The sequence below is a fragment of the Flavobacterium sp. genome (assembly GCF_027484205.1).
Classification (GTDB): domain Bacteria; phylum Bacteroidota; class Bacteroidia; order Flavobacteriales; family Flavobacteriaceae; genus Flavobacterium.
Genome location: NZ_JAIXUB010000022.1, coordinates 16,354 through 39,402, shown reverse-complemented (window position 1 = coordinate 39,402; position 23,049 = coordinate 16,354). Strand labels below are relative to the sequence as shown.

General features: G+C 32.4%; 29 protein-coding genes. 3 read left to right on the top strand and 26 right to left on the bottom strand.

Features of this window, described 5'->3' with window-relative positions; genetic code table 11:
- Positions 1 to 105: 105 nt before the first annotated feature.
- The 10 genes from Q0049_RS10135 to Q0049_RS10090 all read right to left on the bottom strand — a co-directional run bounded on the left by Q0049_RS10135 (position 106) and on the right by Q0049_RS10090 (position 9,497).
- The gene (locus Q0049_RS10135; RefSeq protein WP_298119353.1) at positions 106 to 924 is read right to left on the bottom strand and encodes a hypothetical protein; all 819 of its coding nucleotides are present in this window, start codon (positions 922 to 924) and stop codon (positions 106 to 108) included.
- A gap of 13 nt (positions 925 to 937) precedes the next feature.
- Positions 938 to 3,097 carry a hypothetical protein gene (locus Q0049_RS10130; protein WP_298119351.1) on the bottom strand — a complete coding sequence of 720 codons (2,160 nt, stop codon included), beginning with the start codon at positions 3,095 to 3,097 and terminating at the stop codon, positions 938 to 940.
- 18 nt (positions 3,098 to 3,115) lie between these two features.
- On the bottom strand, positions 3,116 to 4,009 hold the full coding sequence (locus Q0049_RS10125) for a S49 family peptidase (protein ID WP_298119349.1): 894 nt from the start codon (positions 4,007 to 4,009) through the stop codon (positions 3,116 to 3,118).
- Positions 3,996 to 4,601 carry a hypothetical protein gene (locus Q0049_RS10120; RefSeq protein ID WP_298119348.1) on the bottom strand — a complete coding sequence of 202 codons (606 nt, stop codon included), beginning with the start codon at positions 4,599 to 4,601 and terminating at the stop codon, positions 3,996 to 3,998. Before Q0049_RS10120 ends, Q0049_RS10125 begins: the two co-directional genes overlap by 14 nt.
- 3 nt (positions 4,602 to 4,604) lie before the next feature.
- The gene (locus Q0049_RS10115; RefSeq protein WP_298119346.1) at positions 4,605 to 5,192 is read right to left on the bottom strand and encodes a glycoside hydrolase family 19 protein; all 588 of its coding nucleotides are present in this window, start codon (positions 5,190 to 5,192) and stop codon (positions 4,605 to 4,607) included.
- A gap of 164 nt (positions 5,193 to 5,356) precedes the next feature.
- Entirely contained in the window at positions 5,357 to 5,569 is a 213-nt protein-coding gene (locus tag Q0049_RS10110) for a hypothetical protein (RefSeq protein WP_298119344.1), read from the bottom strand.
- Between the two features lie 61 nt (positions 5,570 to 5,630).
- Positions 5,631 to 6,179 carry a hypothetical protein gene (locus Q0049_RS10105; RefSeq protein ID WP_298119342.1) on the bottom strand — a complete coding sequence of 183 codons (549 nt, stop codon included), beginning with the start codon at positions 6,177 to 6,179 and terminating at the stop codon, positions 5,631 to 5,633.
- 415 nt (positions 6,180 to 6,594) lie between these two features.
- Positions 6,595 to 7,323: a hypothetical protein gene (locus Q0049_RS10100; protein WP_298119340.1), complete on the bottom strand. Its 729-nt coding sequence runs from the start codon at positions 7,321 to 7,323 to the stop codon at positions 6,595 to 6,597.
- 3 nt (positions 7,324 to 7,326) lie between these two features.
- Positions 7,327 to 9,000 (bottom strand): hypothetical protein, encoded by a 1,674-nt coding sequence (locus Q0049_RS10095; protein WP_298119338.1) that lies wholly within the window; start codon positions 8,998 to 9,000, stop codon positions 7,327 to 7,329.
- A gap of 2 nt (positions 9,001 to 9,002) precedes the next feature.
- Complete coding sequence (locus tag Q0049_RS10090) at positions 9,003 to 9,497, bottom strand: hypothetical protein (RefSeq protein WP_298119337.1); 495 nt, start codon at positions 9,495 to 9,497, stop codon at positions 9,003 to 9,005.
- 210 nt (positions 9,498 to 9,707) lie between these two features.
- Here Q0049_RS10090 and Q0049_RS10085 point away from each other — a divergent pair, with 210 nt between their 5' ends.
- Positions 9,708 to 10,388, top strand: coding sequence for a hypothetical protein (locus Q0049_RS10085; protein ID WP_298119335.1), 681 nt, complete (start codon positions 9,708 to 9,710; stop codon positions 10,386 to 10,388).
- Between the two features lie 63 nt (positions 10,389 to 10,451).
- Here Q0049_RS10085 and Q0049_RS10080 read toward each other — a convergent pair whose 3' ends face one another.
- The 16 genes from Q0049_RS10080 to Q0049_RS10005 all read right to left on the bottom strand — a co-directional run bounded on the left by Q0049_RS10080 (position 10,452) and on the right by Q0049_RS10005 (position 21,277).
- Positions 10,452 to 10,958: a hypothetical protein gene (locus Q0049_RS10080; RefSeq protein ID WP_298119333.1), complete on the bottom strand. Its 507-nt coding sequence runs from the start codon at positions 10,956 to 10,958 to the stop codon at positions 10,452 to 10,454.
- Positions 10,959 to 11,031: 73 nt separating this feature from the next.
- Positions 11,032 to 12,501 carry a DNA cytosine methyltransferase gene (locus tag Q0049_RS10075; RefSeq protein WP_298119331.1) on the bottom strand — a complete coding sequence of 490 codons (1,470 nt, stop codon included), beginning with the start codon at positions 12,499 to 12,501 and terminating at the stop codon, positions 11,032 to 11,034.
- Positions 12,502 to 12,576: 75 nt separating this feature from the next.
- Positions 12,577 to 12,915, bottom strand: a complete 339-nt coding sequence (locus Q0049_RS10070) for a hypothetical protein (protein ID WP_298119329.1) — start codon at positions 12,913 to 12,915, stop codon at positions 12,577 to 12,579.
- Positions 12,916 to 12,980: 65 nt separating this feature from the next.
- Positions 12,981 to 13,709, bottom strand: a complete 729-nt coding sequence (locus tag Q0049_RS10065; protein WP_298119327.1) for a hypothetical protein — start codon at positions 13,707 to 13,709, stop codon at positions 12,981 to 12,983.
- Between the two features lie 2 nt (positions 13,710 to 13,711).
- Positions 13,712 to 13,966 (bottom strand): hypothetical protein, encoded by a 255-nt coding sequence (locus tag Q0049_RS10060; RefSeq protein ID WP_298119325.1) that lies wholly within the window; start codon positions 13,964 to 13,966, stop codon positions 13,712 to 13,714.
- Complete coding sequence (locus Q0049_RS10055; protein ID WP_298119323.1) at positions 13,953 to 14,225, bottom strand: hypothetical protein; 273 nt, start codon at positions 14,223 to 14,225, stop codon at positions 13,953 to 13,955. The genes Q0049_RS10060 and Q0049_RS10055 overlap by 14 nt, the downstream gene beginning before the upstream one ends.
- A gap of 3 nt (positions 14,226 to 14,228) precedes the next feature.
- Positions 14,229 to 14,555, bottom strand: a complete 327-nt coding sequence (locus Q0049_RS10050) for a hypothetical protein (protein ID WP_298119321.1) — start codon at positions 14,553 to 14,555, stop codon at positions 14,229 to 14,231.
- Positions 14,556 to 14,576: 21 nt separating this feature from the next.
- Positions 14,577 to 14,942 carry a hypothetical protein gene (locus tag Q0049_RS10045; protein ID WP_298119320.1) on the bottom strand — a complete coding sequence of 122 codons (366 nt, stop codon included), beginning with the start codon at positions 14,940 to 14,942 and terminating at the stop codon, positions 14,577 to 14,579.
- Between the two features lie 217 nt (positions 14,943 to 15,159).
- Positions 15,160 to 15,678: a hypothetical protein gene (locus Q0049_RS10040; protein ID WP_298119318.1), complete on the bottom strand. Its 519-nt coding sequence runs from the start codon at positions 15,676 to 15,678 to the stop codon at positions 15,160 to 15,162.
- Positions 15,668 to 15,850, bottom strand: a complete 183-nt coding sequence (locus Q0049_RS10035) for a hypothetical protein (RefSeq protein WP_298119316.1) — start codon at positions 15,848 to 15,850, stop codon at positions 15,668 to 15,670. Before Q0049_RS10035 ends, Q0049_RS10040 begins: the two co-directional genes overlap by 11 nt.
- A gap of 280 nt (positions 15,851 to 16,130) precedes the next feature.
- The gene (gene dnaG / locus Q0049_RS10030) at positions 16,131 to 19,691 is read right to left on the bottom strand and encodes a DNA primase (RefSeq protein ID WP_298119314.1); all 3,561 of its coding nucleotides are present in this window, start codon (positions 19,689 to 19,691) and stop codon (positions 16,131 to 16,133) included.
- Positions 19,692 to 19,694: 3 nt separating this feature from the next.
- Positions 19,695 to 19,886 (bottom strand): hypothetical protein, encoded by a 192-nt coding sequence (locus tag Q0049_RS10025; RefSeq protein WP_298119312.1) that lies wholly within the window; start codon positions 19,884 to 19,886, stop codon positions 19,695 to 19,697.
- Positions 19,879 to 20,070 carry a hypothetical protein gene (locus Q0049_RS10020; RefSeq protein WP_298119311.1) on the bottom strand — a complete coding sequence of 64 codons (192 nt, stop codon included), beginning with the start codon at positions 20,068 to 20,070 and terminating at the stop codon, positions 19,879 to 19,881. Before Q0049_RS10020 ends, Q0049_RS10025 begins: the two co-directional genes overlap by 8 nt.
- A 102-nt stretch (positions 20,071 to 20,172) precedes the next feature.
- The gene (locus Q0049_RS10015) at positions 20,173 to 20,427 is read right to left on the bottom strand and encodes a hypothetical protein (protein WP_298119310.1); all 255 of its coding nucleotides are present in this window, start codon (positions 20,425 to 20,427) and stop codon (positions 20,173 to 20,175) included.
- Between the two features lies 1 nt (position 20,428).
- Positions 20,429 to 20,989 (bottom strand): hypothetical protein, encoded by a 561-nt coding sequence (locus Q0049_RS10010; RefSeq protein WP_298119308.1) that lies wholly within the window; start codon positions 20,987 to 20,989, stop codon positions 20,429 to 20,431.
- 12 nt (positions 20,990 to 21,001) lie between these two features.
- The gene (locus tag Q0049_RS10005) at positions 21,002 to 21,277 is read right to left on the bottom strand and encodes a hypothetical protein (protein ID WP_298119307.1); all 276 of its coding nucleotides are present in this window, start codon (positions 21,275 to 21,277) and stop codon (positions 21,002 to 21,004) included.
- 100 nt (positions 21,278 to 21,377) lie between these two features.
- Between Q0049_RS10005 and Q0049_RS10000 the strand changes: the two genes are divergently transcribed.
- Together Q0049_RS10000 and Q0049_RS09995 are read left to right on the top strand one after the other, a co-directional pair.
- On the top strand, positions 21,378 to 21,677 hold the full coding sequence (locus tag Q0049_RS10000; protein ID WP_298119305.1) for a hypothetical protein: 300 nt from the start codon (positions 21,378 to 21,380) through the stop codon (positions 21,675 to 21,677).
- A gap of 210 nt (positions 21,678 to 21,887) precedes the next feature.
- Positions 21,888 to 23,045 (top strand): site-specific integrase, encoded by a 1,158-nt coding sequence (locus tag Q0049_RS09995; RefSeq protein ID WP_298119304.1) that lies wholly within the window; start codon positions 21,888 to 21,890, stop codon positions 23,043 to 23,045.
- Positions 23,046 to 23,049 lie beyond the last annotated feature (4 nt).

Sequence of the window (23,049 nt, the reverse complement as noted above, 5' to 3'; positions counted from 1 at the left end):
AATTGGTAATTACATTTATTAAAAAGTGTAACGTGAAACTTTACATAAAAAAACCTCCTGAATAAACAGGAGGTTTTCAACTAATCAAACAAACTATAAAAAAAACTAACTACGAGATAATTCAAATAAATAAGTTGTTGCACCAGCTTTGAATACTTTCAAATGAATAACAGCATTCAATAATCCTACCCAAGTAGTTCCTGATGTTAACACAGCAGTAACATCACCTGAAGCAGCGCTTGCTAAAGTAGCGGGGTTTGCGCCACCACCACCAAGTAGTGTAACAATAGTTCCATGATCTAAATCAATTCCATCAACTTCAATTACATCTGTAACTGCTAAAGATGGTAATTGATACTGAACTCCATTTGCTTTCAACAAAGGCAATGCTGCAACGTCTGCAACAGTATGAGGTTCTGCAATTACCACAGCTCCTTCATAGATTTTTGGTACAAATCCAGATTTCGCAAAAGGCTCAAATGATAAAGTCCAAGTTCTGCCTTCATTATCATCTTTTTTCGCAGCTTTTAATTGTAATGGAGCACAAGGTGTCCCACATACTTCGTAGTGATTTTCACCGCACGCTTTATGCATTACAATTACATTTCTACCAGTCCAATACTGAACAAATTCTTTAACAGCTTTACTGTTTCCAGGATACTGTAATTTAACCATTGATTTGAAAGACATTGAATCCTCATCTCCTTCAGTTTCCATACTAGCTTCTGTTTTAGATTTGGTAGAATAAACGGTAACCATTTTATCTCCATTAGGTAAAACGAAACTTCCTTCAATCAAAACTCCTCCTTGATCTGAATTTGGAAATATAACTCCATCAGCTTCAAAAATGATTATTTCATTTTTTGGAGCAGGAGCACCAGAAGAACTACCTCCTGATGCTTTTACTAAATTTACTTTTGCCATTTTTATATTAAAATTAAGCGATTAAACGACTAGTTTCGTACCAAACTCCATTAACTCGCGTTAATTTGATAAAGTCCGTAGAAGCTCCAAGAACTGCATTAGATGCAACTTCAATTACACCAGCAACATCTGTAACTGTTAAAGCTACGTTTGCAGTATCATTTCCATAGATAGTAATTTGTTTACCATCAACACCATTCAAGATATTTGCTAATGTAGTATTAGCAGCACCAGTAAATCTAAACACATTACCACCTTTGCTATCAAAAGAAGTTCCATTGAATTCTTTATCAGTTTGCGCTGGAGCAGCAGGTCCTGTTGTTGCATATAATTTTTTCAATTTCAAATCATCTTGTACAACTAAGGTTAAGGTACCTCCTGAATTTAATTCAAAGTCAGCTCCAATAATTAAGTTAGCATTGTTCTTAACTTTTCGAGCAGCGCTCAAAGTAGTTAAACCAGTAATAGTAACAATTTGACCCGCAACAACACCTGTTATATTTGTGATGTCTTGACCATAATCATTTTGAACAATTTCTAAATGAGGATAGAAGTATGGATACTTAAATGAAATTGTTGTTGATTTTGGATCAAACAAAGGAATCTTAGTATCTGATGAGAAAATAGGCACACTGTTAGAGTAAAGCATTTGGAATTCAAATTCTTTAGGCTCTCCTTCAGTATATTTTCTACCAACCTGTATAAATCTAATTCCTTCCTTGAAATCAGCAAACATATGAGTATCTCTTTTTTCTCTCGTTATAGTGAACTCACCTTTTTCATTTTGACGATAATATAATGGCTCAACATTTTTAGATTTTGTGATACCAATAAATAATGTGTCAGTTTGATCCACTAATGGCTGGAACTTAAAGTTTGGATAATTCAATGGAGTTGCTCCCATATAATTAGTCTTTCCTTGATCAGTTGTGTATTGCAACTGGTAGAAATCTCCCGCACGTTCAGCGTACCACAACATTAAATCACTAGACAACTGAATTTCCCAACCTTGCTGATTTCTTTTGTGTAAAGGAATCGATTCAATCATTGTTTTCACATAATCGACAATGTTTTCTTTCGTTGGTTCGCCAATATCAAACGCTTTATATTTTTTCTCAATATCTCTGTAGTAGTACCATAATGCTCTAATACCATTTTGAGAGTTGACATTTAAACCTGTTAATTCTTTAGGAGTTTTTACATAGATACCGTTAACCATTGCTATACGAGAATCAAGAACAGCTTGCTTGATATATTCTCCTAACAAGAATCCAACAAATGTTGTTTTCCAAGGATGAGAACCATCAGCAGTATTCATATAACTTAACCAACTTTTTTCAATTTGCTTAAGTTTTTCTCCTGTTAAAGTGATATCAATTTTTTTATCGTAAACTCTTCCTTCTTCAGTCTCGATTACAACTTCACCTTTAGGGTTCCATCCACCGTTATCACCTTGAGTGATTTCTGAAGGAGCGATTAATCCGCTTACAACTCTGTCGATAATTCCTGACTGCATTCCCCAATCTTTAGGAAGACCGATAAAATCGTCAAAAATTGATTCAATTGCTGTTGGATTTTTTCTAACAAAATGCTCGATATCTCCTTGAAGCAATGGAATATCAACTTTATCATTAAAGTTAGAAACACCCGCTTTTATTTGACCAGCAGCTTTAGCATTCCAAGGTCTACCATCAAAAGCGTTGTAGTCTTCTGAAATACCAAATAAGTGTGTTGAAGAATGATTCATTTGTTTTCCATTTTGGTGAATAGCTTGACCTTGATCGCCAACGCCTTCGTTAACTAACGCTTTGAATTTTGCATCATACTCTTTACGTAAATCTGCAATTTGTGCGTGAATAGGCGTATTTCCACGCTCCTCATTAGGCTTTCCATCATCAGCATTGGCTTCTGTGTTTAAAGCTAATTCCTGTCTAGCTGCATCTAATTCGTCTTGAATTGCTTTCAAGTCAAAATTGTTCTCAGCCATTTGTTTCAACTCTCCGTTGATTGCGTTTCTAACATCCTCGTACTTTTCACCAAGAGCACTTTTTGCCATAGCTTCCTGTTCGGGCGTTAATTCCATTGTTCTGTTTTCGGCGTTTACTGGTAGTTCTGTAGTGCCGAATAAGGCAATTAAGAACCCAACTGTTTTAGCCATGAATTTCCATTTCATAGGATTAAATAATTTAAATTAAACATTAGGTTTATAGTGATTCAGTTCACTCAAAGTTTGAACGTACTTCATAGCTTCAGACATTGTTCCAACTCTATTGGCAAAACCAACTTCAATGGCATCATCAGCATAAAATACTTTCCCGGTTAAAACACCAGGTACTTTACTTTTTAGATTAGGATTTAAACGGATCATATCCTGTTGAAATCTCTGTGCTAACGGAGAAAGCATTTCCGTTTTAATCATATCATAATTTCCTTCAATAGCTAAGCGGAGTGGCAAATTTTTATCTGAACTTTCATCAGGATAAACCGCAACTTTTTCTAAACCTTGAAGCTCTAAATATTTCTTGTCATTAATCCAAGAAACCATTACACCTAATGAACCTGCATTAGCTGTAATATTATTTGATGCCCAAACAAAGTCCGGCTGTAAACCATAAGCTATATAAAGATGCGCTGAGCACATTTGCTCGTAAACAACTCCTAAAACTTTCTTTTTATCTCTGGTAGCTCCAAAGTTTAAGAATGGAGAAATTGCAGACACAGCTCCTCCAGGACCATCCATAAAAACAATAATTGATTTTATGTTTGGGTTACGGTCTAATTTCTCAAATTGTTTGATGATTTCATCAGCTCCATATGTACAATAATCACCATAAGTGATAATTGGACCGATCATATTAATTACTGCCGTAGAGCCTTCAGGAATTTCTACAAAACCATCTTCATTTGGTTTTATCGGTTCGCTATTTTCGTCATAAAAATCAATAAGCTGCTTAGCTTTTAAATTTAAATTCATTTCCTTACCTGCAACAATATCATTTGCAATTCTGTACAAATACCCTGATGCATCTATGGAAATAGCCCATTGACCTTTATACAAATCAGTAATTAGATTATTTACTTTCATCTTTTTTTCTTTTAAATAGATATATAAAAAGCTTTGATAGTGCGCTAAATCGCAACTCCAAACCAACTAGTAAAATTATTATTGCAAGCCACAAAAATTGATTCATAAACGAAGCTCCTTTTTTGTTTACATCTAGCGAATTACTTTCTAATGAGACTTTATCTGATGATGCTTTTGACAAATCAGTTTTACCAATAGAATCTGATTTTTTAGAAACATCAATTACTTTCGTTTCTTGCTTTTTTTTTGATTCTTTAAAGTCCTTTATACTCCCAGAACCTATATATTTTTTACTTCCGGTTTTTTTACCATCTTGGTCATAATTGGTAACTTCTAGAGAATCGCCTGGCTTTAAATTAATCTCAGTTCCTTCAGCTGTAGATTCTTCTTTTTTTACTTCAGACTCTTTTTTAGTCTCTTCTTTTTTTACAGCAGCTTGAGAACTAGAATCTACAGAAGTAGTATTTTCAGTTTTTAAAGCATCTGATTGTTTTTGCTTTTTCACAGAACTACAGCTACTAAAAGCAATAGCAAAAAGAAAAATCAATACAATAGTTAGCAATGCTCCGGTAATAATTTTACTTAATTTCATATTCTAAGTTGTTAAACAGTTTAAAAATTTATCGTGATGCCCTTTTATCAATTCAGCCTTATCGGTTCCGTTTATAATTCTTCGAGCACCAATTGGATCATTCTTTGCTTCATTAAAATATTGTTCCAAACTTTTGCCAGTGAAGTCACCAAAAGAAGAAGCTCCACGCAACATTCCTTCAAACATTATTTTGATTGAGTTTTCCATCACTAATGCTAGTTCTGGATTTCTCAATAAGTCAACGCCAATTAATTTTCCCATTAATTCGTAGTTCTCATACCAAGTTAATTGCACGTGGCCACGACCAAAATAAATTTTATTTGGAGCTATGTAAGAAACTCCAGAATGCTTGATTTTCTTTCCGTATCTTTTAGATTTACCTTTCCCATATTCTTCCATTGGCTGCATAGTTTTGTCTGTCTCGTGCCAAGCTGTTGCCAAAATATAAGAAAGCCATCTTAAATCAGATAGTTCTAATCTTTCCCATTCATTAAATATCGCCTCAATTCCTTCAACTTGAAGTTGAGAAAGCTTCCCGAATTGTTTTCGGAAATTCTTATAAAACTGAGCTCTATTGATTTTTGTGATCATTTTCTTTTTTGTGATTTTTCTCCATAATGTACCATCTGCGAATATTGAAACCAATAAACAATATGGAACCTAATATTTTAAGTGATACGTCAAGACTAGATACTGAAACAGCTAAAAAAGCTATTCCGGCTATCGATAGCTTTAGGTCTAATAGGTGAAATAAATTATGCATTGTCTTCATCGCTAATCAAAAGTTGAACACTCTCAAGAATAGCACTGATTCCGACTCTTAAAATCAAAATCAACAAACTATTTTCTGCATATCCAATTCCTAATAGAATTATGGTTGCTGCATCAGAAAGCAAAGTGATTGCTTTCTTCACTCTTAAAAACCAAGAAGGTTTTCTTTTGTTGTAGTTTTTTCTTGAGAACGTCATTGCTAATAATTTTCAACGAAATTCGTGCGAAAATTTCACATAAGTTGTGAATGTAAAATTTCTAAAAGAAGCCAATAACTTGATTAGTGCTGCGTTTTTGGAATCTATTAAGTACTTTTTTTTTCTTTTGTTCGTAATACATCTTTCGCATAGTTGGAACTTCAAAACCATACTCAATAAGATTGTATTTTTCCATAAACAAAAGAACCGATTTAGAAACGCCTAATTTACCAGCGCGACATCCATCCACAAACATCACTAATGATGTTCTGAAGATATCCTCTAACAAATTATTCAAATCTCGAACCTTATCCAATTCCATTTTTAATTCAGACCTTTCTCCTTTTTGGTCCAAATAAACGGTTCCGGATAAGATATAAAATTGCTTGAATTGGATGCTCAGATAAAAAAGAAACTGATCATTTGGAAAATTTCGGCTATTCTTTTTAACGTAATTAATTTGAGTATACAGATAATTAGCCAATGAGGAAGATGGTAACAGTCGAATCATATTAACTTTTTGACCTTCATAACTCGCTAAAGTTCCTTCCATTTCTTCAAAGAAGAAAGGAATTAAGTGAGGTCTAATAGTTACTAGAACTTGATTCATAAACTGTATATCAAAGAAGGTTTGTCTGTTTTGTAATTTTTTTTTATCTTATGCAACATCACATTAATAAAGGTCAGCCGCATTAGTAGATATCGAATCAATATTTTATCAAAAGGATAGTTGAGGCATATCATTATATCGATGAATTCTTTATCTACCCAGGAACCGACATAACCCATAGAGTTCCTCCAATCGTGAATGAATGACGCGAGTTCGAAAAGACTATGTGAAAATTTTTCTTTAACAAACGTAGCTCCGTCGTAGCTCCATTCGCCACGCTCAAAACTTTGCCAAGCTTCGAGATGTAATGTTCGAATTGGATGTTTATAATCCAACCCAACCATTTCTGATTTCATAAGAGCATCACCAACGGAAAGCTGGATAGGAGTGAAGTCTTTATAAAATCTATTTTTTATCATACCAATTCGTCAATTATTCCTTGTAAAACTGTTGTGGTCACACCCGGCGTTAAAGTTGGAATTACTTGATTGAGCGTAGCTCTAACAATATAAACACCATTTTCATCTTGATATGGATGATTTTCAGCCATATTAATTAAAGTATTTTTTAAATTGTCACCATCGGCCATTATGTAATCGTTGATTTCTTTAGAAAAGAAAGTATATAAGAAATTAAATAGTTCCGGCTGTTGACTTTTGAAATATTCAAAGATGAATTCGCGCTGTTGTTTTTCAAATAATTTCTTATCATCTGGAGATAAATCATAGAAGTTTTCCCACTCCATCGCTACAGACTCATCCATATTAAAAAGTTTGGTCAATCTTCTAAAACCACCAACATATCCGCCTTCTTGAAACCAGTATTTTTTCTCTGAAGACCAAATTAAAACGCCGTCTTTACGGTATTTTTTTTCGCCTTTCAATCCTTTATCTGCTAATGTAGAATCGCGCTTAATTCCCTCAAGATTATCCAAGCTCAAAAGCTTGTAATTCATCCCTAATAATTCAGGATATTTTATTTCAATTGCGAGAATATCAGAGTTATCTATAATTATTTCTTCAACTACCTTTTCAAATTCAAAAGGAATTGCATCAATATCGTTATCAATTTTGTATTGATTAGCTAATTCAATTGTTGGAAACTCAATTCTTTGGTTTTCAAATTCTAATACAAATACTATCATATCTTATAAATCTTTAAATAATATAAAGTCGAAATCTACTGTCCTAGGTGCATTTGCTTGTGAGACAGTTTTTGTCAAAACACATTGTACATCATAACTTGCATTCAATAAAATATTTGTTGATATTGGCAGCTCTGCAACTCCATTTATAAATAAAGTAGCAACTCCATTTATTAATATAATTTCTAAATCATACCAAGTATTAATTGCAACATTTACGGAAGTGTTTACAGTTGTTGTTACTCCAGCAAGTGACGTTATAAACTGGAATCTACCTGAATTGGTATTATCACTGTAAGTACAAGTTATAAAATTGTTATTGTCATTAAAAAATCTGAAAGACAATGTATATCTTTCTGTCACAGTGCTTAAAGTCTGAATTCTAAAGTTGGATGCAAACATTACGGAGTCTGTAGATTTTATCCACAAGTTACTATGTCTAATTCTTATAGATCCATTAATATTCCCTATAGTTGCTCTTAAAATACCATCTCTATTTAATTCAGCTGGCATTTTTGTAAAACTGGTTCCTCCTCCAATCTTTATAATATTGGATAGTCCTCCTTCAGACTCCAGAGTTGCTGCACTTACTGTTAACAAACCTATTCCGTTATCTCCTAAATTTACAAAATCATCATAGTACAATCTTTTATTGAGAGGATTCAAAGCATTCAAAGCATTTAAAACAGCATTTGGAGTAATTCCGCCATCAGTTTCTGTACCAATTCCATTGTATAATTTTGCGATGCCAGCTAGAATGTTTGTCGCAAAAGCAACTGATGCTCCACCAAACTCTTCAAAAGCAATTGCAGTTGTATTTACAACAGGATTTGGAGTTGTTTGTCTGAAGGTTTTACCAGCAAAGGTTCCGTTAGTAACACTTATTATAGCATTATTCAACGATGCACTTGTATTTGCATCAGAAACTCTTGTCAAATTATAATGCCCATTAATTTGATCAGGTCCACTACCAATTCTATAAATACCATTGAATCCAGGAACATTATATTCTGTGACTATAATTCTTGAAGTTGTAGTCAAGTTATGCCCTTGTTTGGTTAATCCTGAGATGCGCGGTAATCCAGGACCTTGAACCACGTCAGCATTTAAAAGTAATAATTCAGCTGATTGCTTGGAAGGAGTTGTTTGTGAAAGAGTTGCTATATCAGAAGTATAAGCTACATCGCCATCTTTGTCTTGAAATCGTACATTTCGAATTTGGGTGATTAGACCAGTTATGAAATTGATTTTGTCTGTGATTGTCAATCCACCTACATTAATAGCATTGGTAGTAGTAGGACTAATGTCTGTAGTTTCTTGAAAGCTTGGAGTAGTAAAACTATATCCGGCACCAGGATAAACTATCCAGCTGCTATCGTCATTATCCCAAACTGCTAAATCATTGGCAGCACCTTCTACAATTATGTTTGCAGTATTTCCGGCAATAGGATTTGGATGCGCAGTCTGTAGAGCTTCAAGTGATACATGATCTCCAAGGAAGAGACTCGAACCACCGCCAGAACCTAAATTCTCATAAAGGTAATTTAATGCCTGAACTATTTTATTAAAAAATTCTGAATCAGCATATTTATCATCACCATACTGAGCTAACCACGCTAATAATTGCGGTGAATTAACTTTTGGAGTAATATTTAATGGAAATGGATTTGGTATCATAACTATAAAAAACTTAGTGGAATAAATGTTGGTAAACCGTATGCGTTAGGATTTGGCGTAAATCCTGCTGGAGAAATACTCATCGTCTCAACTTCAACAACACACAGTTGACCGTCTGAAGAAACTTTGATCACAGGCTTAGCATTTTGAAAAACATCATTTCGACCTACTACCAAATCTAAACCGGATGTAAATTTGAACTTCACAAACTTGATTTTGTGAATCAATGCAATTCTTTCGGATCTATAAGGATCGTGTTCTGGAAATCTCCAAGTTAATTTTTGCTTGTATGAAGGACCAGAAGGAGTAGGAGTGCTTTCTTCATTGAAAAAAATTGAAGATAAAGAAGCGTAAGCTTTTTCGAAGGTAGCATTATCAAATAGTGAATTATAGAATGGCTGCCATCCTATAATGTTTGAAGGAACTGCATCGCCTTCAAATGCTAACTCGATGCCACAAGCGTGAACGTTGCTTAATACTTTATCTAACAATGCCATACCAAAAATTTGATTAGTCAAATATAACAAAAGTATTATTACAATCATATAAAAATATGATTATATGAAAAAAGCTACTTTCAACAAGTAATTGTATCGTTTATTGTCCTAATTTTGGGGTAATAACGTTATCAATTGCGCCTTTATATTAGTTGTCAGTCAGCTTGGATAAGGTATATAAAGTAGAATTCAAATTAATAAAAACAAATTATGAAAAAATTAATTATTATCACTGCAAGTGTATTGTCCTTAAATTCTTGTAAACAAAATTCAGAAACTTCGAACGAAGTTGAAACAACAATTGAGAATAAAGATAAAACCATTAAGTATGAAATTTTATCTGAAGAGGAAAATGTTAAACCAGAATTTGGAATTAATAAGTGTAATATTAACATTGAATTAAGAGAAAAAATTAGTGTTGATGAATTAACCAAAATTGCGAATGAATTAAGAGAAACTAGAACAACTTATGATAATTTATGGATATTTTATTATTTGCCTGGAATGAAAGTAGATTCAGGAGCTTGGGCAACTTCACATTTTACTCCAAACTTAAACGTAGAAATAATTGGTTCAACTTTAGAAGAAGAAACTAAACTTAAAGGTCAAAGTAAAAACGTTGACGGAAAAATATTAGGAGAGTTTTTTGAAAAGCAATACGTAAATGCCTCTTTTACAGTTTATGAAAAAGATAACAAAACTTTTGTTAAAATAGCATTTAAAGATGGTAGTTCATCGATTGATGAAATGAGCAGAAAAAAAGTAACAGATGGAATTAGACTTGACCAAAAATCAGAAGGAAATGGAGAGTATTACATCTTAACAAATTCGGGAATTTTAGAATTTTATAATGCTGAAAACAAGAAATTCACAACAGCAGATAAAAATTAAAAAAAACAATCTACTAACAGTGTTTTATTGAAAATACTGTTAGTAGATAACTTAACATTATTGCTAATGCAATTGACGTAACTCCTTAAATTCACGTTTTGTAATTTCAATAATATCTTTATCGTCTAAATCATATTGATCATCTACATAGAGGATTATTTTTTCTCCAATAATTTCAACAAATGGAAAAGTAAAACTTCTTAAACTTTTTAAACCTAAAATATCGTTTATAATATCGTATCTACTTCCTTCTAAACCATTGCTTAAAAATTCTTGCATTTCTCTACCTAATTTCGTTCTTGTATTAGGAACGAATATTTCAGGATGTTCTTTAAGACGTTTCCATATTTTTAAATCTACTTTTTCAGGTTCTGTAAACTCAAACCCACTATAAGAAGTAACTCTTCTAAAATTCTGTTGTCCTATTCTGCCAAAAAAGTTAGTAAAATTTAAACCTGTTTTTTCAATAATGGAAGCGGTATTTTTTAGCTCCATTTGCTCTTCTTTAGTTCTTTGTTCGTGTAGTTTTTTATATACTTCACTTTCTTTGTTTTCGATTTTGTAATACATAATTTTTTGATTGTTAATTTATTTTTTTTATAGTGATAGGCGCTATTAGTAGCGCCTATCCATTAGTTACTGGCTATTTCGGTTGATGTAAATCAAGACGTTTTATAATCTCGACTAAACAACTTACTACAATCGAATTTCCAGCTTGTTTGTATGCTTGTGAATCGCTCACATTCCATTTGAAGTTTTCGTTAAAATCCATTAATCTAAAACATTCAAAAGGAGTTAATCTTCTTATTCTTTGCATATTTGATACTTTAGGTTCTTGATTTCCGCCACCCATTGTATGTATCGTTGGTGCAATTCCGTTTTTATCATAAACTCGTCCTGATTGTTCGTGTGTTTTATCCCATTTGCCACCAGTTAATTGATATTCTACAATTGGATTTGGAATACTAACTAAAACACCTTGATTGCAGCTTATGTCTAATGTTTGTGCAACTCCTTTTCCTACTCGTCCTCGTATTGTTTCTGAATTAGGATTGCTAAAATTTATAGAATCTTCTTCTTCTTGTGCAATATCATATCCTTTTGAGTTATTAGCAGGAATTATTACAACATTATCTTTCTGAACGGTTGTTAATGCGTTTGAAGTTCCGTTTTCATTTATTTCAAGCATTTGTTCTGTTGGTAATCCTGAAACTCTACTTAATGGATTTTGTGGGTTACGACCTCGTATTGCTCCGATAAATATATCTTCTGCACCCATTTTATTATATCGTGCTGTAATGCAACCGCTATAATCATCATCTTCTGTAAATGGATATTTTCCTGAACTACTTCTTTTTTCTCTATACTTATCAATCCAAGTAAGCATTGTATCACTCAAAAAATACTTTTCATCAACTTCACTTTCAAGAACGTCTTTCAATCTTTTTACTAAATGAAATGGTTTTGGAAAACTAAAAGTATTATCTGCATCATCACGAATCCCAATAATAAAAATGCGTTCACGATTTTGTGGAACTCCGTAATGTTTGGCATTCATAACCTGGTAATAAACGTGATATGGTGTTGCGTTTTCGTGAGGAAATATTACAGGATTTCCGTTTACTGATTTTCCGCCTAAATAATCAATCCATCTTTGAAACGTTTTTCCGTTATCGTCAGAAAGTAATCCTTTCACGTTTTCAAAAATAAAATAACGAGGATTGTTTTTTACAATAAATTCGTGTGAATTATAGAACAAAACTCCATTTTTAGAATCTTCTCCTTTACGTTTTCCTGCAAGCGAGAAACTTTGGCAAGGCGGAGAAGTCATATAAATATCTAAACTTTCTTTTGGTATTTCACGTTCATAAACATTCTCCGGATAATAATCAGGTTCTCCAAAATTGTAGATATAAGTTTGTCGAGCGTATTTATCCATATCACAAGCAAACTTTTTGTTTTGCTTAATTCCTAATCTTTCAAGTGCTTGGTCAAATGCTCCAACTCCAGAAAAGTCTGAACCAGTAGTTACAATCGGATTATCTGCTAAAAGAGAGAAACAGCCAGTAACAGCCATTTGGCAAGATTGGGTATCGGTCTTTAATTTCGGCATTGTTTTGTGTTTTTATAATTAGTGATTAATCGAGTGTTCGGGTTTACTTTTCCCAACCTCGCCAAGTGGCAAACGTTATGCAATAGCTAACTCACGCTTGGTAATAGAATAGAACAAGTTTTGTAATTCGTGAACAGAAAAAGCACAGGAAATACAAATAATTGTTTTTTCATTATCTAAATAAACTCTAAAAGTTTGGTCTGTTATTGAATAAGTATAGTAATAATCAAAAAAATCAGAAGGTTTTATTTTAAATCTATGATTATCAATTTTTTCAAATCCAAAATCTAAAAGCCATTTTTCTGTAATTTCAATTCTGCGAATGCTTGTTGATGAAAACCAACCAACTTCCATTTTAGTAACTTGATTGTTTATTTCAACATAATTTCCAATTCTTAGCTCTGTATTTATCATTTTAGTTTAGTTTTAAAGCCAATGCAGAACACGTATTTTCTGCATTGGCTTGGTTATGATTTTAATTAGTAAATTACTTGTCTGTTTTGATTTTTGAAATTATAGACCCGCTCAATGTTGTATATATAATTTTTTAAATCTACTTGTTTATCCATCATTACTGGAGCTAACGAAATCTTCGCTTTTAATACTTCAAAATCACATTTCCCTCTTTCTTTAATTTTCTGAACTGCACCTATAAGATATTTATCTTTCGAAAATGTATATCTAGAAAATAAATCATTAACCAATGCTAATAATTCTCTTGTTTCTTTAAGGTAATTAGTTTTAAAATCACCAGATTGAAAAATATCAGTAGATTTACTTTCCGAATGCGAGAAATACATTAATAAGTCGATAGTGACTTTTATATTAATTCCAAATTCATTCATTATTAGTACAATATCTTTGTAATCTTCAATACCTAAGTTAATATAGCAGCTTAAAAAATCGGAAGGTTTCCATTTTTCTCCTCTGGAATTTAACTGCGCAATTTGCTTTAGAGATAATGTATCACAGACTACATAGTAAACAGGGTTCCCGGTTCTCTCTGATATTTCCCGTCTATGCTGTCCATCAATTATATTGAACTTTTCTGTTTTCTTATCAAGAGAAACTATAATTGGACAATACGGAAGCATATTGAATCCTTGATTAATATCATTGATTATTTTATCAATTTTTGCATTGTTAATATTTCTGTTTCCAACGATCTTTTGGAACTTGGAATAATCATTTGTTTGTAAAATTTCCATAATTAAAAAAAGATTATAAAAGTGAATAATGCAGAAAAGACGAAACCAGCAAAAAATGCAATTAAGATTAATTCTATTTTTTTACCGATGTAAAAATGACGGAGCCCTGACTGCTCTAATTTTGCATTGTAATAATCTTCGCAAATTCTTTCAAGTTCTGGTCCATCAGTTTTAAAAGTTCCTACTTGTGAAACATTAGTAATTGGCTCACCAATGTGCTGAGTTATTGTCTGAAGGAATATTTTATTTGGCTTCATGCTTAAATTTTTTGATTACACTTTTTATTTCAAAATTTCTATCACCAATTGTAACTGGCGTTTTGCTCTCAAAGGCTTCAGTAACATCTTGTAAACATTTGTCAAATTGGTCCTTTCTTTCTTCTCCAATTAACTCCTTTAGTTTTGCTTTCAATAAATCATAAAAGATATATTCTGCTACTTTTTCTCTTTCAAAAATAAAGTTGAATCCTTGCGTATTTGAAACTTTTGCTACGTAATATGTTTTGGTAATTGCCATAATTTAATTGTTTGATAGTGATTTATATTCGACTGTTGATAGATGCGTAAGTGTTGCTTTGTACAGGTAGAAATTCTCGTGATAAAAACCACTAAGCCTAATGCTTCTGTCTTGACTAACTCGCTCAAATGCAACTTTGAAAGGTTTGCACCTTGGATGTTTAAGATTCAATTTTTCAATCGTTTCAATGACGATTTTTTGAAATTCAGATAGATCTACTGCGTCTATCAAATTACCGTCTAATGAGCAAAGAAATTCGCTGATTTCTTTTTGAAGTTTGTTCGATGTTTGAGTTCCGTGCGAACGATGAACGTAAAAATGTGTGTGCATGGCATTTGTTTTAAAATTTAATTAATCTAAATCATTTTCAAATTCTTCTATTGCTAAATCAATTTCTTTTGAAAGTTTAGAAATTAATTCTTTTGCTTCTTGAGCAGACATTCCTGTAGGTAACTGAATAGTTTTATACTCAACAGTATTAAATTCTCCTTCTGGAGCTTCAAAAAATGAAGGATACTGAGCTTGTGAAATTTCAATAATTAATGCGTCGACATATCCCTTTTCATCAGTTTTACCAGTGTTTATTGTTAAACACCAATTTAATGTTTGTGCATTTTTTTCATAAGGGTTTTCTAATTCTGCGTGAATAAAATCCAATTTAATGTTGTCTTCTTTGCTTAAAAATTTTTCTCCGTAATAATCTTTTACTTTACTCATAATTGTAATTTTAAAATTTATAATTTGTTATTTGTTAATTCTTCGACATCTTGCGGAAAGTACGGATGAGCTATTTCATCATCATCAAGCTTGACAAATAGGAGATAAGTATACTTAACTTTATACATATTGAATGTCTTCGCTTTCACAACAGTTCCTGGCTTAAATTGCGCTAGAACCTTCTTTCCTTTTCGATGGTATTTTTGATATTTTACACTCACGATGCTGCAGCAATTTTAAAAGGTTCAAATGTTTGTTTTTTGGTAGGAACCAAGAGCAATCCTTTAACCAACCATTCTCTAAATTTTTCACCGGAATGATTTTCTTTAATCATAAATGGTCCTAAGATTTGGTTTTGTGGCGTGATACAGTAGTAGGTTGTGTTCAAAATCATATGATTTGTAGAACCATAAAAAACATCAAATTCTGTAGCAGTTTGCAGGTATAAATTGAAATTGAACTTCAAACTGTCATAATTTTCTTGAAGCTTAAAAACTAAACTTCTGGAAACCAAATAATCAATTTGATCCAAATAGTATTTTTCGGTCAATAAATCGTCTCCAGGAGTAACCTCATTGTAATAAATTGAATTTATTACATATCTACCTTTGAATTGAAAGGTGCTTTCATCCTTAATATAGTATGTCGCATTCTCTATTATCTTGCCATTTCGAAGAAAATCTTCTTTATAGCATCTGGCCAAAGTGCCGCGGATTGAATAATATTTAGTCTCCATTACTTACTCGTATTAATTTTCTGAAGGTCATTGTTGCTAGAACTCTCACGAATCCACATTCTGGAATAAGATTATTTACTATAAGAAAATTATAGTTAGCGCATATATTTTCAAATTCCGCCATCGTTTGAATTTGATTAAAAATCTCTAAATCAATTTTTTTTGAGTCCATATTGAATTTTTTTTTTGACTTCTATTTATATTAAAATCAGCTTCTCAACTTCTCGACTTCTCACTAATTGAAAATCAGTTAGTTATATCTTTTTATGTTGAGAATGTTGCAGAAAAATGTATTTCTTTCTCAACCTTCTACAACATTCTCAACATTTTCACTACTTTAAAAAACTGATTCTCATTAACTTATATATGTTGAGAATGTCGAGAAGTTTTTTGTAGTGTTTCCACATCTTTTATTAATTATTTTTTTATAATGGGTTGCAGGGAAAAAAAAATCAAAAAGGATTGTCGTCGCCGATTTCGGTGGGAAGACCATCTAAAGGGAGTGCTTCCTGCCCATTAGGCTCCTTCGGTTTATGTGTATTCTCGAAGAATGTGCCTTCATTTATCTGATACATAACTGAGCCAATAATATCCTGTTTAATTTCTTCAGACAAAGCATTCAAATTGATAACCATTGCTGAAGTTCTGTTTGCATCACGACCTTCGTCAAATGAGAATACTTTTAAATCTTCGATAAAACAACCGGACTTTTCAAGTTGTTCTCTAATTACTGGCTTCGTTGGAGCAAGTTCTTTATACCTTGTGATCCATTCTAACTGAATTCTATTATATGTATGTGACCAATTCATATATAAATTATTCGCTTTTATGGTGACTATGTAATTAACTTGCAGACGTTGTTCTTTTTGACCACGAAGAGCAGCGATAAAACAATCCCAGAAACGATTAAGAATAGAAGCTGAATTGATTTTTCTAATTTGTTGATCGATTCCTTTTCTAAAATGTTGTATCATTTCTTCTTGTGTAAATGGAAAATTTACCTTATCTTTGAACATACTGTATACCGATGATAGTATAGATAAGTTAGATATAATTCTACTTTTCGCTTCAGGAAATAACTCCTGAAGAATTCCCTTCCAACTACGTTGTTCTTTTTCGAAATTTTCTTGAAAGTGTATTCTATGTGCTAGGAACATATCCGAATATCCGGAAACACCTTTCTCCCTCATATCTCTTAGTTCGTCAAAAGCTTTCATTTCATCAGGATTAAATTCATTTTTCGTCATTTCGTTCCAAATTAACCGAAGAATCAAAGGCTCTTCATTTGGGAATTGATTACCTGTTAGTATCGCGGAGCTCTCAATAGGAATGCTCTCGGTTCCTACGTGACTCTCAAGGTTTCCACGCTTGTAACCACGTCTGTCCCATAATGCCTTTAGCATACCATCTAGCTGTGGATTACCTGCTTTATATTCTGATAATTGGGAAATTCCGTTTCTAAACTGCGCAAATTCTCGCACCTGTGCTTTGATTGTAGAAACCTGACCTTCTAAGTTAATGGCGGTTTGCGGAACACCAGTGAAGCTCTGTACAATTGCTGACAGTTCATCTTTACCTGAAGAACCAGGACCATAAAAAAACAGAATTGGAAAATTGCTTAATTTTTCTACGACGATATCTTGAAATATTGAAGCTATTCCAAAAAGTAATGCAGAAATTGCATGATCACGATGAACTTCTTTTACTTTTAAAGAAAATACCTCGAAAGAAACCGTGTTTTGAATTACTCTAAAACGCTTCTGAGCATCATATTTAAAAGAATTATTTTTATAAATTTGATTAGCTGAAGGAATGTAATAATGAACATCGTCTTTAATAAATATTCCGTGCTCATTCATTGGTATGTCTCCACCAATTTCAGTTGTAATTTTATTATTCCACGCGAAAAATTTCCCATCAGGTTGCCATCCAAGAACATCAATCTTTCTACCATTACCCATTTTATCAAATAGAAATGTACGCAGCTGAAGTAAATCGGAGCGATTGCCATCAAATCTAAAATTTCCGTGACCTGTTACAGTATTATCAAATGCCTGCGGTGTGTTCAGGTTTTCTGATTGTGTATCAAAAATCTTCTCTAATCCGTGAACATTTTTAATTCTGATTAGTTTCATTGGAAACTTCTCATCTTGCATATGTTGTAAAATTTCAATCTCAAAATTTGACATTGAATTGAAATATACCTTTCCATCACGGCCTTCAGGAAGTGACATCCAAATTTGATTATTGGCCATAAACATTCCATAATGTTTGATATCGCTTTCCAAATCTTTAAAAGGAATTTTTACACTTTTTGGGAGCTCGTACTCGATATCATACTCTGGCTCTTCAATATCTTCATTTTGTGACCTGAACTCTTTTATCCAGCTATTTAAAGTCGACTTTAAAACTTTCGCCTCTGTAGCGATCCAATTGAAATAAATTTCAAAAAACGCGTTGTCTTTCACGTCAATTATTAAACTGGATAAATGCTTAGCACCAACAGATCTTCTTAATTCTGAATTCTTAAATGCATTATCAAAGTTTAATTTAATTAAATAAACCAAATCTCTTTGTTGCTTCAGCTCCAAAGGTTCCTCAAAGTTTTTAAGTTTATGCTTTTTGCTATCTAGTTTTGCCTTTAGAGTAGTAGTAGTTTTACTTTGTTCTAAATATTGGTCTGATTTTTTTCCAGTTGCTAACTCAATTTCTTTTAAAAGGCTTTTTGCCTGAAGTAAATCTCCTTCAATTTCTGTAGCTTCATTTAGTAAATTTTGCTTATCATTTTTAAATTTTACTTCTAACTGGCTAAGTATTTCAGATTCTTTCTTTAGTTCTAACTCTAATTGATGATAGTCTTTTCTGATGTACTCATTTATCAATAATTGAAACCCATCCACTCGAACTCCTGGAACAGTGACCATATCATAAAGACCACAAAGAGCAATCACATCGTGATATTTCCTAACAAAATCATCAGGATCTAAATCAAGAGTTAGAACATCAACTCTAAATCCTTGCTTGATAAATTTTGGAATGTGCTTTAATACTGCTGCCATTCCTGCTTTATCAGGATCCATACAAAAAATTACTTTTTCGCAGTATTTTTTAAGTTCATTTATTTGCTCTTCAGTAATTGCAGTTCCGCAAGGCGCTACTGTATTTTCAACGCCGTAGCTCTGAAATGCAATTACATCATTATAACCTTCTACGATAAATACTTCACTTTTGCGACGCATTTCCATTTTGGCTTTATGCAATCCAAACCAAACGCGAGATTTATTGTATAGTATATTCTCAGCATTAACTGGAGGATTTATCCATTTGCCCATCTTGGAGCTATCTGTGATATCTCTACCAGCTAAGCCAATAAGCAATCCGTTTCTATCGTGTATTGGATATATAACACGATTAGAATATTTATCAAACTTATTTCCTTTTTCTGAAACGTGAATTAAACCTAGAGCTTCGCCTTCTTTTTGATATCCTGAAGATATAAGTTTATCAAAAAGAAAATTATCCGGAGCAAAACCAATGCCCCAATCGATGATTTTTCCTTTTTTATATTCTCTATTGCCTTCAACTTCCTTTCTGCATAGATGTTCAGGTGTACTATTATGATATTGTTCGACATATAAATCGTGTACTAATTTTAAAACTTTACGAAGCTTGTCTTTCTCTTCAAGCTGCTTTACTTTTTTTTCTGAAAACTCGACAGCTTCATATTCAATTTGAATGTTATATTTTTTAGCAACGTACTCTAATGCCTCTGGATATGACATCCCTTTTTCCATTAAAAATGAAATTGCATTACCACCTTTTCCAGTAGAATAACATTTGAATATTTGCTTAGCAGGAGAAACCATAAACGAAGGGCTTCTTTCATCAGAAAATGGAGAAAATCCTTTGAAGTTTGCACCAGCACGTTTTAATTCGACAAACTCACCAATAACTTCCTGAATATGGATAGCTTCAAGTATTTTATCTTTACAAGATTCTTTTATGTAACCCATTTTTTATACTTGTTTTTCTTCGTTTACTTCAATGTTTTTTGCTTTCTTTAAATACAATTCCTCAAGTTTGATATTGTATTCTTTAATTCTGTCGCGCTTTTCCATATCATTAAATAGCTCGTGATTTTCCATTTGTTTGATAGCAGCTTCTAACTGATGAATTTGGTTTTGAATTTCATTGACTGAATTATCCATAGTGTGGTCTTTTTATAATCATTGTATTTTCTATCATCTTTTCAGTATTTACTGTTGAATAGACAAAGGTTTTTTGGTCGTTAGGTTCTGAATTTTTTTTAGCATATTCCTTGGCCTGACTAACTGAATTAATGTCTATTCGATTAACTATTCTATCACCGTGATATATTTCGAGGTTCGGCATATCATTTTTTTTTTAAAGAAAGCCACAACGCTCACAATGCTGTGGCTTTCAAGTTTTAAAAAGTCGTGTAAGCACACGAAAGAATGGGTAAGAACGTATTATCTAGCACTGGGCTAAATGCAATTGAGATTCTAATTGTTGAATGATTTCTGTCCAATCGTAAATCTGTTTTTTTATGTAAAGTGCATCTCTCCAAGGATGGTCTGGATTATATCTTTCTAAATCCTCTTCTAGATATTGCACTATAATTTTTGCATTAATATATTTTTGCTCTGCTGAAGTTAAATTAGCTAAAATTTGAAGCATCGCTTCTCCTTTAGCAGACATTGCCTGCTCATATTTTTGCTGTAGGTTCATTTTAAATAAGATTGAAAAATTTAGCTAATAGAGTTCCTTCTTGTTTAGTTTGGATGCGAAGTGCTGCATACAAATTCTTTTTAAGCTTGTGCAATAACCCTAGAGAAACATCAAGAGTTTCTGCAATAACTTCATTAGTCATATCCGTAGAAGTTAATTGTAAAATGTTCACCTCTTTTTTTTCAAGACGTTTACCATTGATTACAGGAAGTTTACAGAGTATACCTTCGTGCGGACAAGTTCCACGGTTTGGGCAATCCCAGAACTCACCATCTTGTAATGAACCATCAACGATATCCGGAGCAAAATCTAAACCTCCCAATCTGCATTTTGCAAATTGTTCGATTCTTTTCATTTCGGATCTAGGATGCATATCGAATAACGCTATCAATACATCATTATCCTTATACATTTCCTCTTTCAAAAGAGCAATTGTTGTAAAAGGAAGTTGAGCAAATGGAATTACTTTCCCATCCATCAAAGCTTTTAAATCATTTTTTTCGACGAAAATTTCCACATTTCCGTCTACCATTCCTGGTAATAAGTTTTTTGAACTGTACATGGCGATTTTTATTTATTTAGTTAATTGTTCTAATTTTTCAAGCTCAACTGCATAATCCTTAGAAATTTGCACAAGAGCATTAAGTACATTAATTCTTGAGGAAGGATACTGGTGAACACGATTTTTAGTATTGCGAATTATGCCGTCTGTCAAAGTCTTATCATCTTTCAAAATTTCATAGACTTTTTCAACGTAATTTCTTGGAAGATTACCTTCGATAATCGAGTAGGCTCTATCAATATGCGAATGCACATCGTTTTGTTTCTTTTTTTCTATTATCTTTGACATATATTATTTTTTACATCACGAAAATAGTAAATAAGTATGATTTAAAACAAATAAAATCATATAAAAATATGATTTGAGTATTAATTTAGAAACGTTCTAAATGAATTTAAAAGATAAAATTGAGAAAATTTGCGCCGATAACGGGTTTAAAGGCCAAAAGGAACTTGCAGAGGCGATTAACTTTCCATACACATTATTTAATAAAAATGTAAATATTGATCGCTTGTCTGGAGATATGATTAAAGCATTTGTAAATTCACCTAAAGTGAATGTAGATTACATTTGGCTTATAAGGGATTCTGAAGAAGAATTTAAAGAGGAACCGTTGCAAAAACTTAACAAAGCGATGGCTATTTTACTCGATTTAAGAGAAGAATTAACACGTGAAAGTCACGTATAACAATTAACTAACTGTATATCAGATGTGTTTAGTATCCTTCTGGGATCACAATTTAGAATTATTTCTAGTCAGTGTAAGCACACAAACATTTGGGAAGCCTTATGTAGTGTGCTTTTTTTTGTTTCATTAAATACATCATTGACTATGATTTTAACCGCCTCAGACCACTTTTTAAACACGCTGATAAACACGCAACGAAAGCGAGTGTTTATGAAGACAACATTTTTTATTAGAAAGGACGTAATTGTCCAGGATAAACATCCAATTTATTTAAGAATATCAGGTGGCGATATCAAATTGACCGAGAGAATATTTCTAAACCTTTATGTGGACAAAGATATTTGGCACGTAAAAAATCAACGTGTTTTATCCAATGGTTCGCAGGAACTGGAGGATATCAACTTGATCTTAAAAAATATCGAAGCGAAGTTGACAAGTATTGAAACAGTTTACAGATTAGCAGAAATCCCTTTAACCCCAAAACTGCTAAGACAGGAATATGAAAATAAACTATCGCGAGTAAATTTTGTGGCTTTTTTTAAAAATGCTATTCCAGAACAAAAAGCATTTGTAAGCGCATCGAGAATTGAGCGTTACGAAGTTGTGCTGAAGAAACTGACAGAGTATAATAATTATGTAAGCTTCAATGACCTTAGCATAAAATGGCTTAATGATTATAGAAAGTATTTGAAATTTACATTGAAAAACAAAGACAACACTATTGCATCAAATTTTTCAGTACTAAAAAAATTTTTATTGATTGCTGTCAAGAATGGTATTAGACTGAATTTTGAAGTGAAAGATTTGTTTGTAGGAGATACGAAAGGCAACAGAACCTACTTACTGGAGAGTGAGCTTGAAAAATGTTTGGACTATTATTTTTCAAGCTATATACCTCATAGCTATAAATTGGTGCTTGGCTATTTTTTATTCTCCTGTATGAATGGCTTGCGAATTTCAAACGTTCAAAATTTGAACAGAGAAGAATTGATGAACAATGATTTTTCAATTATCCTGGTTAAAGGAAACAAGGATAAAAATATGATCTTAAATAGGACCGCCAAATTAATCATCGACCACGAACCTAATTTATTTGTAGAAAAATTTAGCGACCAATATTTAAACAGGGAACTTAAGAATATAATGAAAGCTTTGAACATTAATAAGAAGATAACATTTCACGTGGCTAGACATACATTTGCAACTTTATTTTTGAAAGCCGGTGGAAAAATAGAAAAATTAAGAATCATTCTCGGTCATTCCAGCGTAAGAGAAACGGAAATTTACGAACACATTACACAAGCCGAGGCCAACGAGGAAATGTTTCTTCTTGACAAATTCTATCAAAACAAAAAAGCGGTCAGTTGACCGC

Excerpts from the sequence above, each read along its gene's own strand:
- Q0049_RS10135 (WP_298119353.1), bottom strand. The coding sequence starts at position 924 with ATGGCAAAAGTAAATTTAGTAAAAGCATCAGGAGGTAGTTCTTCTGGT.
- Q0049_RS10130 (WP_298119351.1), bottom strand. The coding sequence starts at position 3,097 with ATGAAATGGAAATTCATGGCTAAAACAGTTGGGTTCTTAATTGCCTTA.
- Q0049_RS10125 (WP_298119349.1), bottom strand. The coding sequence starts at position 4,009 with ATGAAAGTAAATAATCTAATTACTGATTTGTATAAAGGTCAATGGGCT.
- Q0049_RS10120 (WP_298119348.1), bottom strand. The coding sequence starts at position 4,601 with ATGAAATTAAGTAAAATTATTACCGGAGCATTGCTAACTATTGTATTG.
- Q0049_RS10115 (WP_298119346.1), bottom strand. The coding sequence starts at position 5,192 with ATGATCACAAAAATCAATAGAGCTCAGTTTTATAAGAATTTCCGAAAA.
- Q0049_RS10110 (WP_298119344.1), bottom strand. The coding sequence starts at position 5,569 with ATGACGTTCTCAAGAAAAAACTACAACAAAAGAAAACCTTCTTGGTTT.
- Q0049_RS10105 (WP_298119342.1), bottom strand. The coding sequence starts at position 6,179 with ATGAATCAAGTTCTAGTAACTATTAGACCTCACTTAATTCCTTTCTTC.
- Q0049_RS10100 (WP_298119340.1), bottom strand. The coding sequence starts at position 7,323 with ATGATAGTATTTGTATTAGAATTTGAAAACCAAAGAATTGAGTTTCCA.
- Q0049_RS10095 (WP_298119338.1), bottom strand. The coding sequence starts at position 9,000 with ATGATACCAAATCCATTTCCATTAAATATTACTCCAAAAGTTAATTCA.
- Q0049_RS10090 (WP_298119337.1), bottom strand. The coding sequence starts at position 9,497 with ATGGCATTGTTAGATAAAGTATTAAGCAACGTTCACGCTTGTGGCATC.
- Q0049_RS10085 (WP_298119335.1), top strand. The coding sequence starts at position 9,708 with ATGAAAAAATTAATTATTATCACTGCAAGTGTATTGTCCTTAAATTCT.
- Q0049_RS10080 (WP_298119333.1), bottom strand. The coding sequence starts at position 10,958 with ATGTATTACAAAATCGAAAACAAAGAAAGTGAAGTATATAAAAAACTA.
- Q0049_RS10075 (WP_298119331.1), bottom strand. The coding sequence starts at position 12,501 with ATGCCGAAATTAAAGACCGATACCCAATCTTGCCAAATGGCTGTTACT.
- Q0049_RS10070 (WP_298119329.1), bottom strand. The coding sequence starts at position 12,915 with ATGATAAATACAGAGCTAAGAATTGGAAATTATGTTGAAATAAACAAT.
- Q0049_RS10065 (WP_298119327.1), bottom strand. The coding sequence starts at position 13,709 with ATGGAAATTTTACAAACAAATGATTATTCCAAGTTCCAAAAGATCGTT.
- Q0049_RS10060 (WP_298119325.1), bottom strand. The coding sequence starts at position 13,966 with ATGAAGCCAAATAAAATATTCCTTCAGACAATAACTCAGCACATTGGT.
- Q0049_RS10055 (WP_298119323.1), bottom strand. The coding sequence starts at position 14,225 with ATGGCAATTACCAAAACATATTACGTAGCAAAAGTTTCAAATACGCAA.
- Q0049_RS10050 (WP_298119321.1), bottom strand. The coding sequence starts at position 14,555 with ATGCACACACATTTTTACGTTCATCGTTCGCACGGAACTCAAACATCG.
- Q0049_RS10045 (WP_298119320.1), bottom strand. The coding sequence starts at position 14,942 with ATGAGTAAAGTAAAAGATTATTACGGAGAAAAATTTTTAAGCAAAGAA.
- Q0049_RS10040 (WP_298119318.1), bottom strand. The coding sequence starts at position 15,678 with ATGGAGACTAAATATTATTCAATCCGCGGCACTTTGGCCAGATGCTAT.
- Q0049_RS10035 (WP_298119316.1), bottom strand. The coding sequence starts at position 15,850 with ATGGACTCAAAAAAAATTGATTTAGAGATTTTTAATCAAATTCAAACG.
- dnaG (WP_298119314.1), bottom strand. The coding sequence starts at position 19,691 with ATGGGTTACATAAAAGAATCTTGTAAAGATAAAATACTTGAAGCTATC.
- Q0049_RS10025 (WP_298119312.1), bottom strand. The coding sequence starts at position 19,886 with ATGGATAATTCAGTCAATGAAATTCAAAACCAAATTCATCAGTTAGAA.
- Q0049_RS10020 (WP_298119311.1), bottom strand. The coding sequence starts at position 20,070 with ATGCCGAACCTCGAAATATATCACGGTGATAGAATAGTTAATCGAATA.
- Q0049_RS10015 (WP_298119310.1), bottom strand. The coding sequence starts at position 20,427 with ATGAACCTACAGCAAAAATATGAGCAGGCAATGTCTGCTAAAGGAGAA.
- Q0049_RS10010 (WP_298119308.1), bottom strand. The coding sequence starts at position 20,989 with ATGTACAGTTCAAAAAACTTATTACCAGGAATGGTAGACGGAAATGTG.
- Q0049_RS10005 (WP_298119307.1), bottom strand. The coding sequence starts at position 21,277 with ATGTCAAAGATAATAGAAAAAAAGAAACAAAACGATGTGCATTCGCAT.
- Q0049_RS10000 (WP_298119305.1), top strand. The coding sequence starts at position 21,378 with ATGAATTTAAAAGATAAAATTGAGAAAATTTGCGCCGATAACGGGTTT.
- Q0049_RS09995 (WP_298119304.1), top strand. The coding sequence starts at position 21,888 with ATGAAGACAACATTTTTTATTAGAAAGGACGTAATTGTCCAGGATAAA.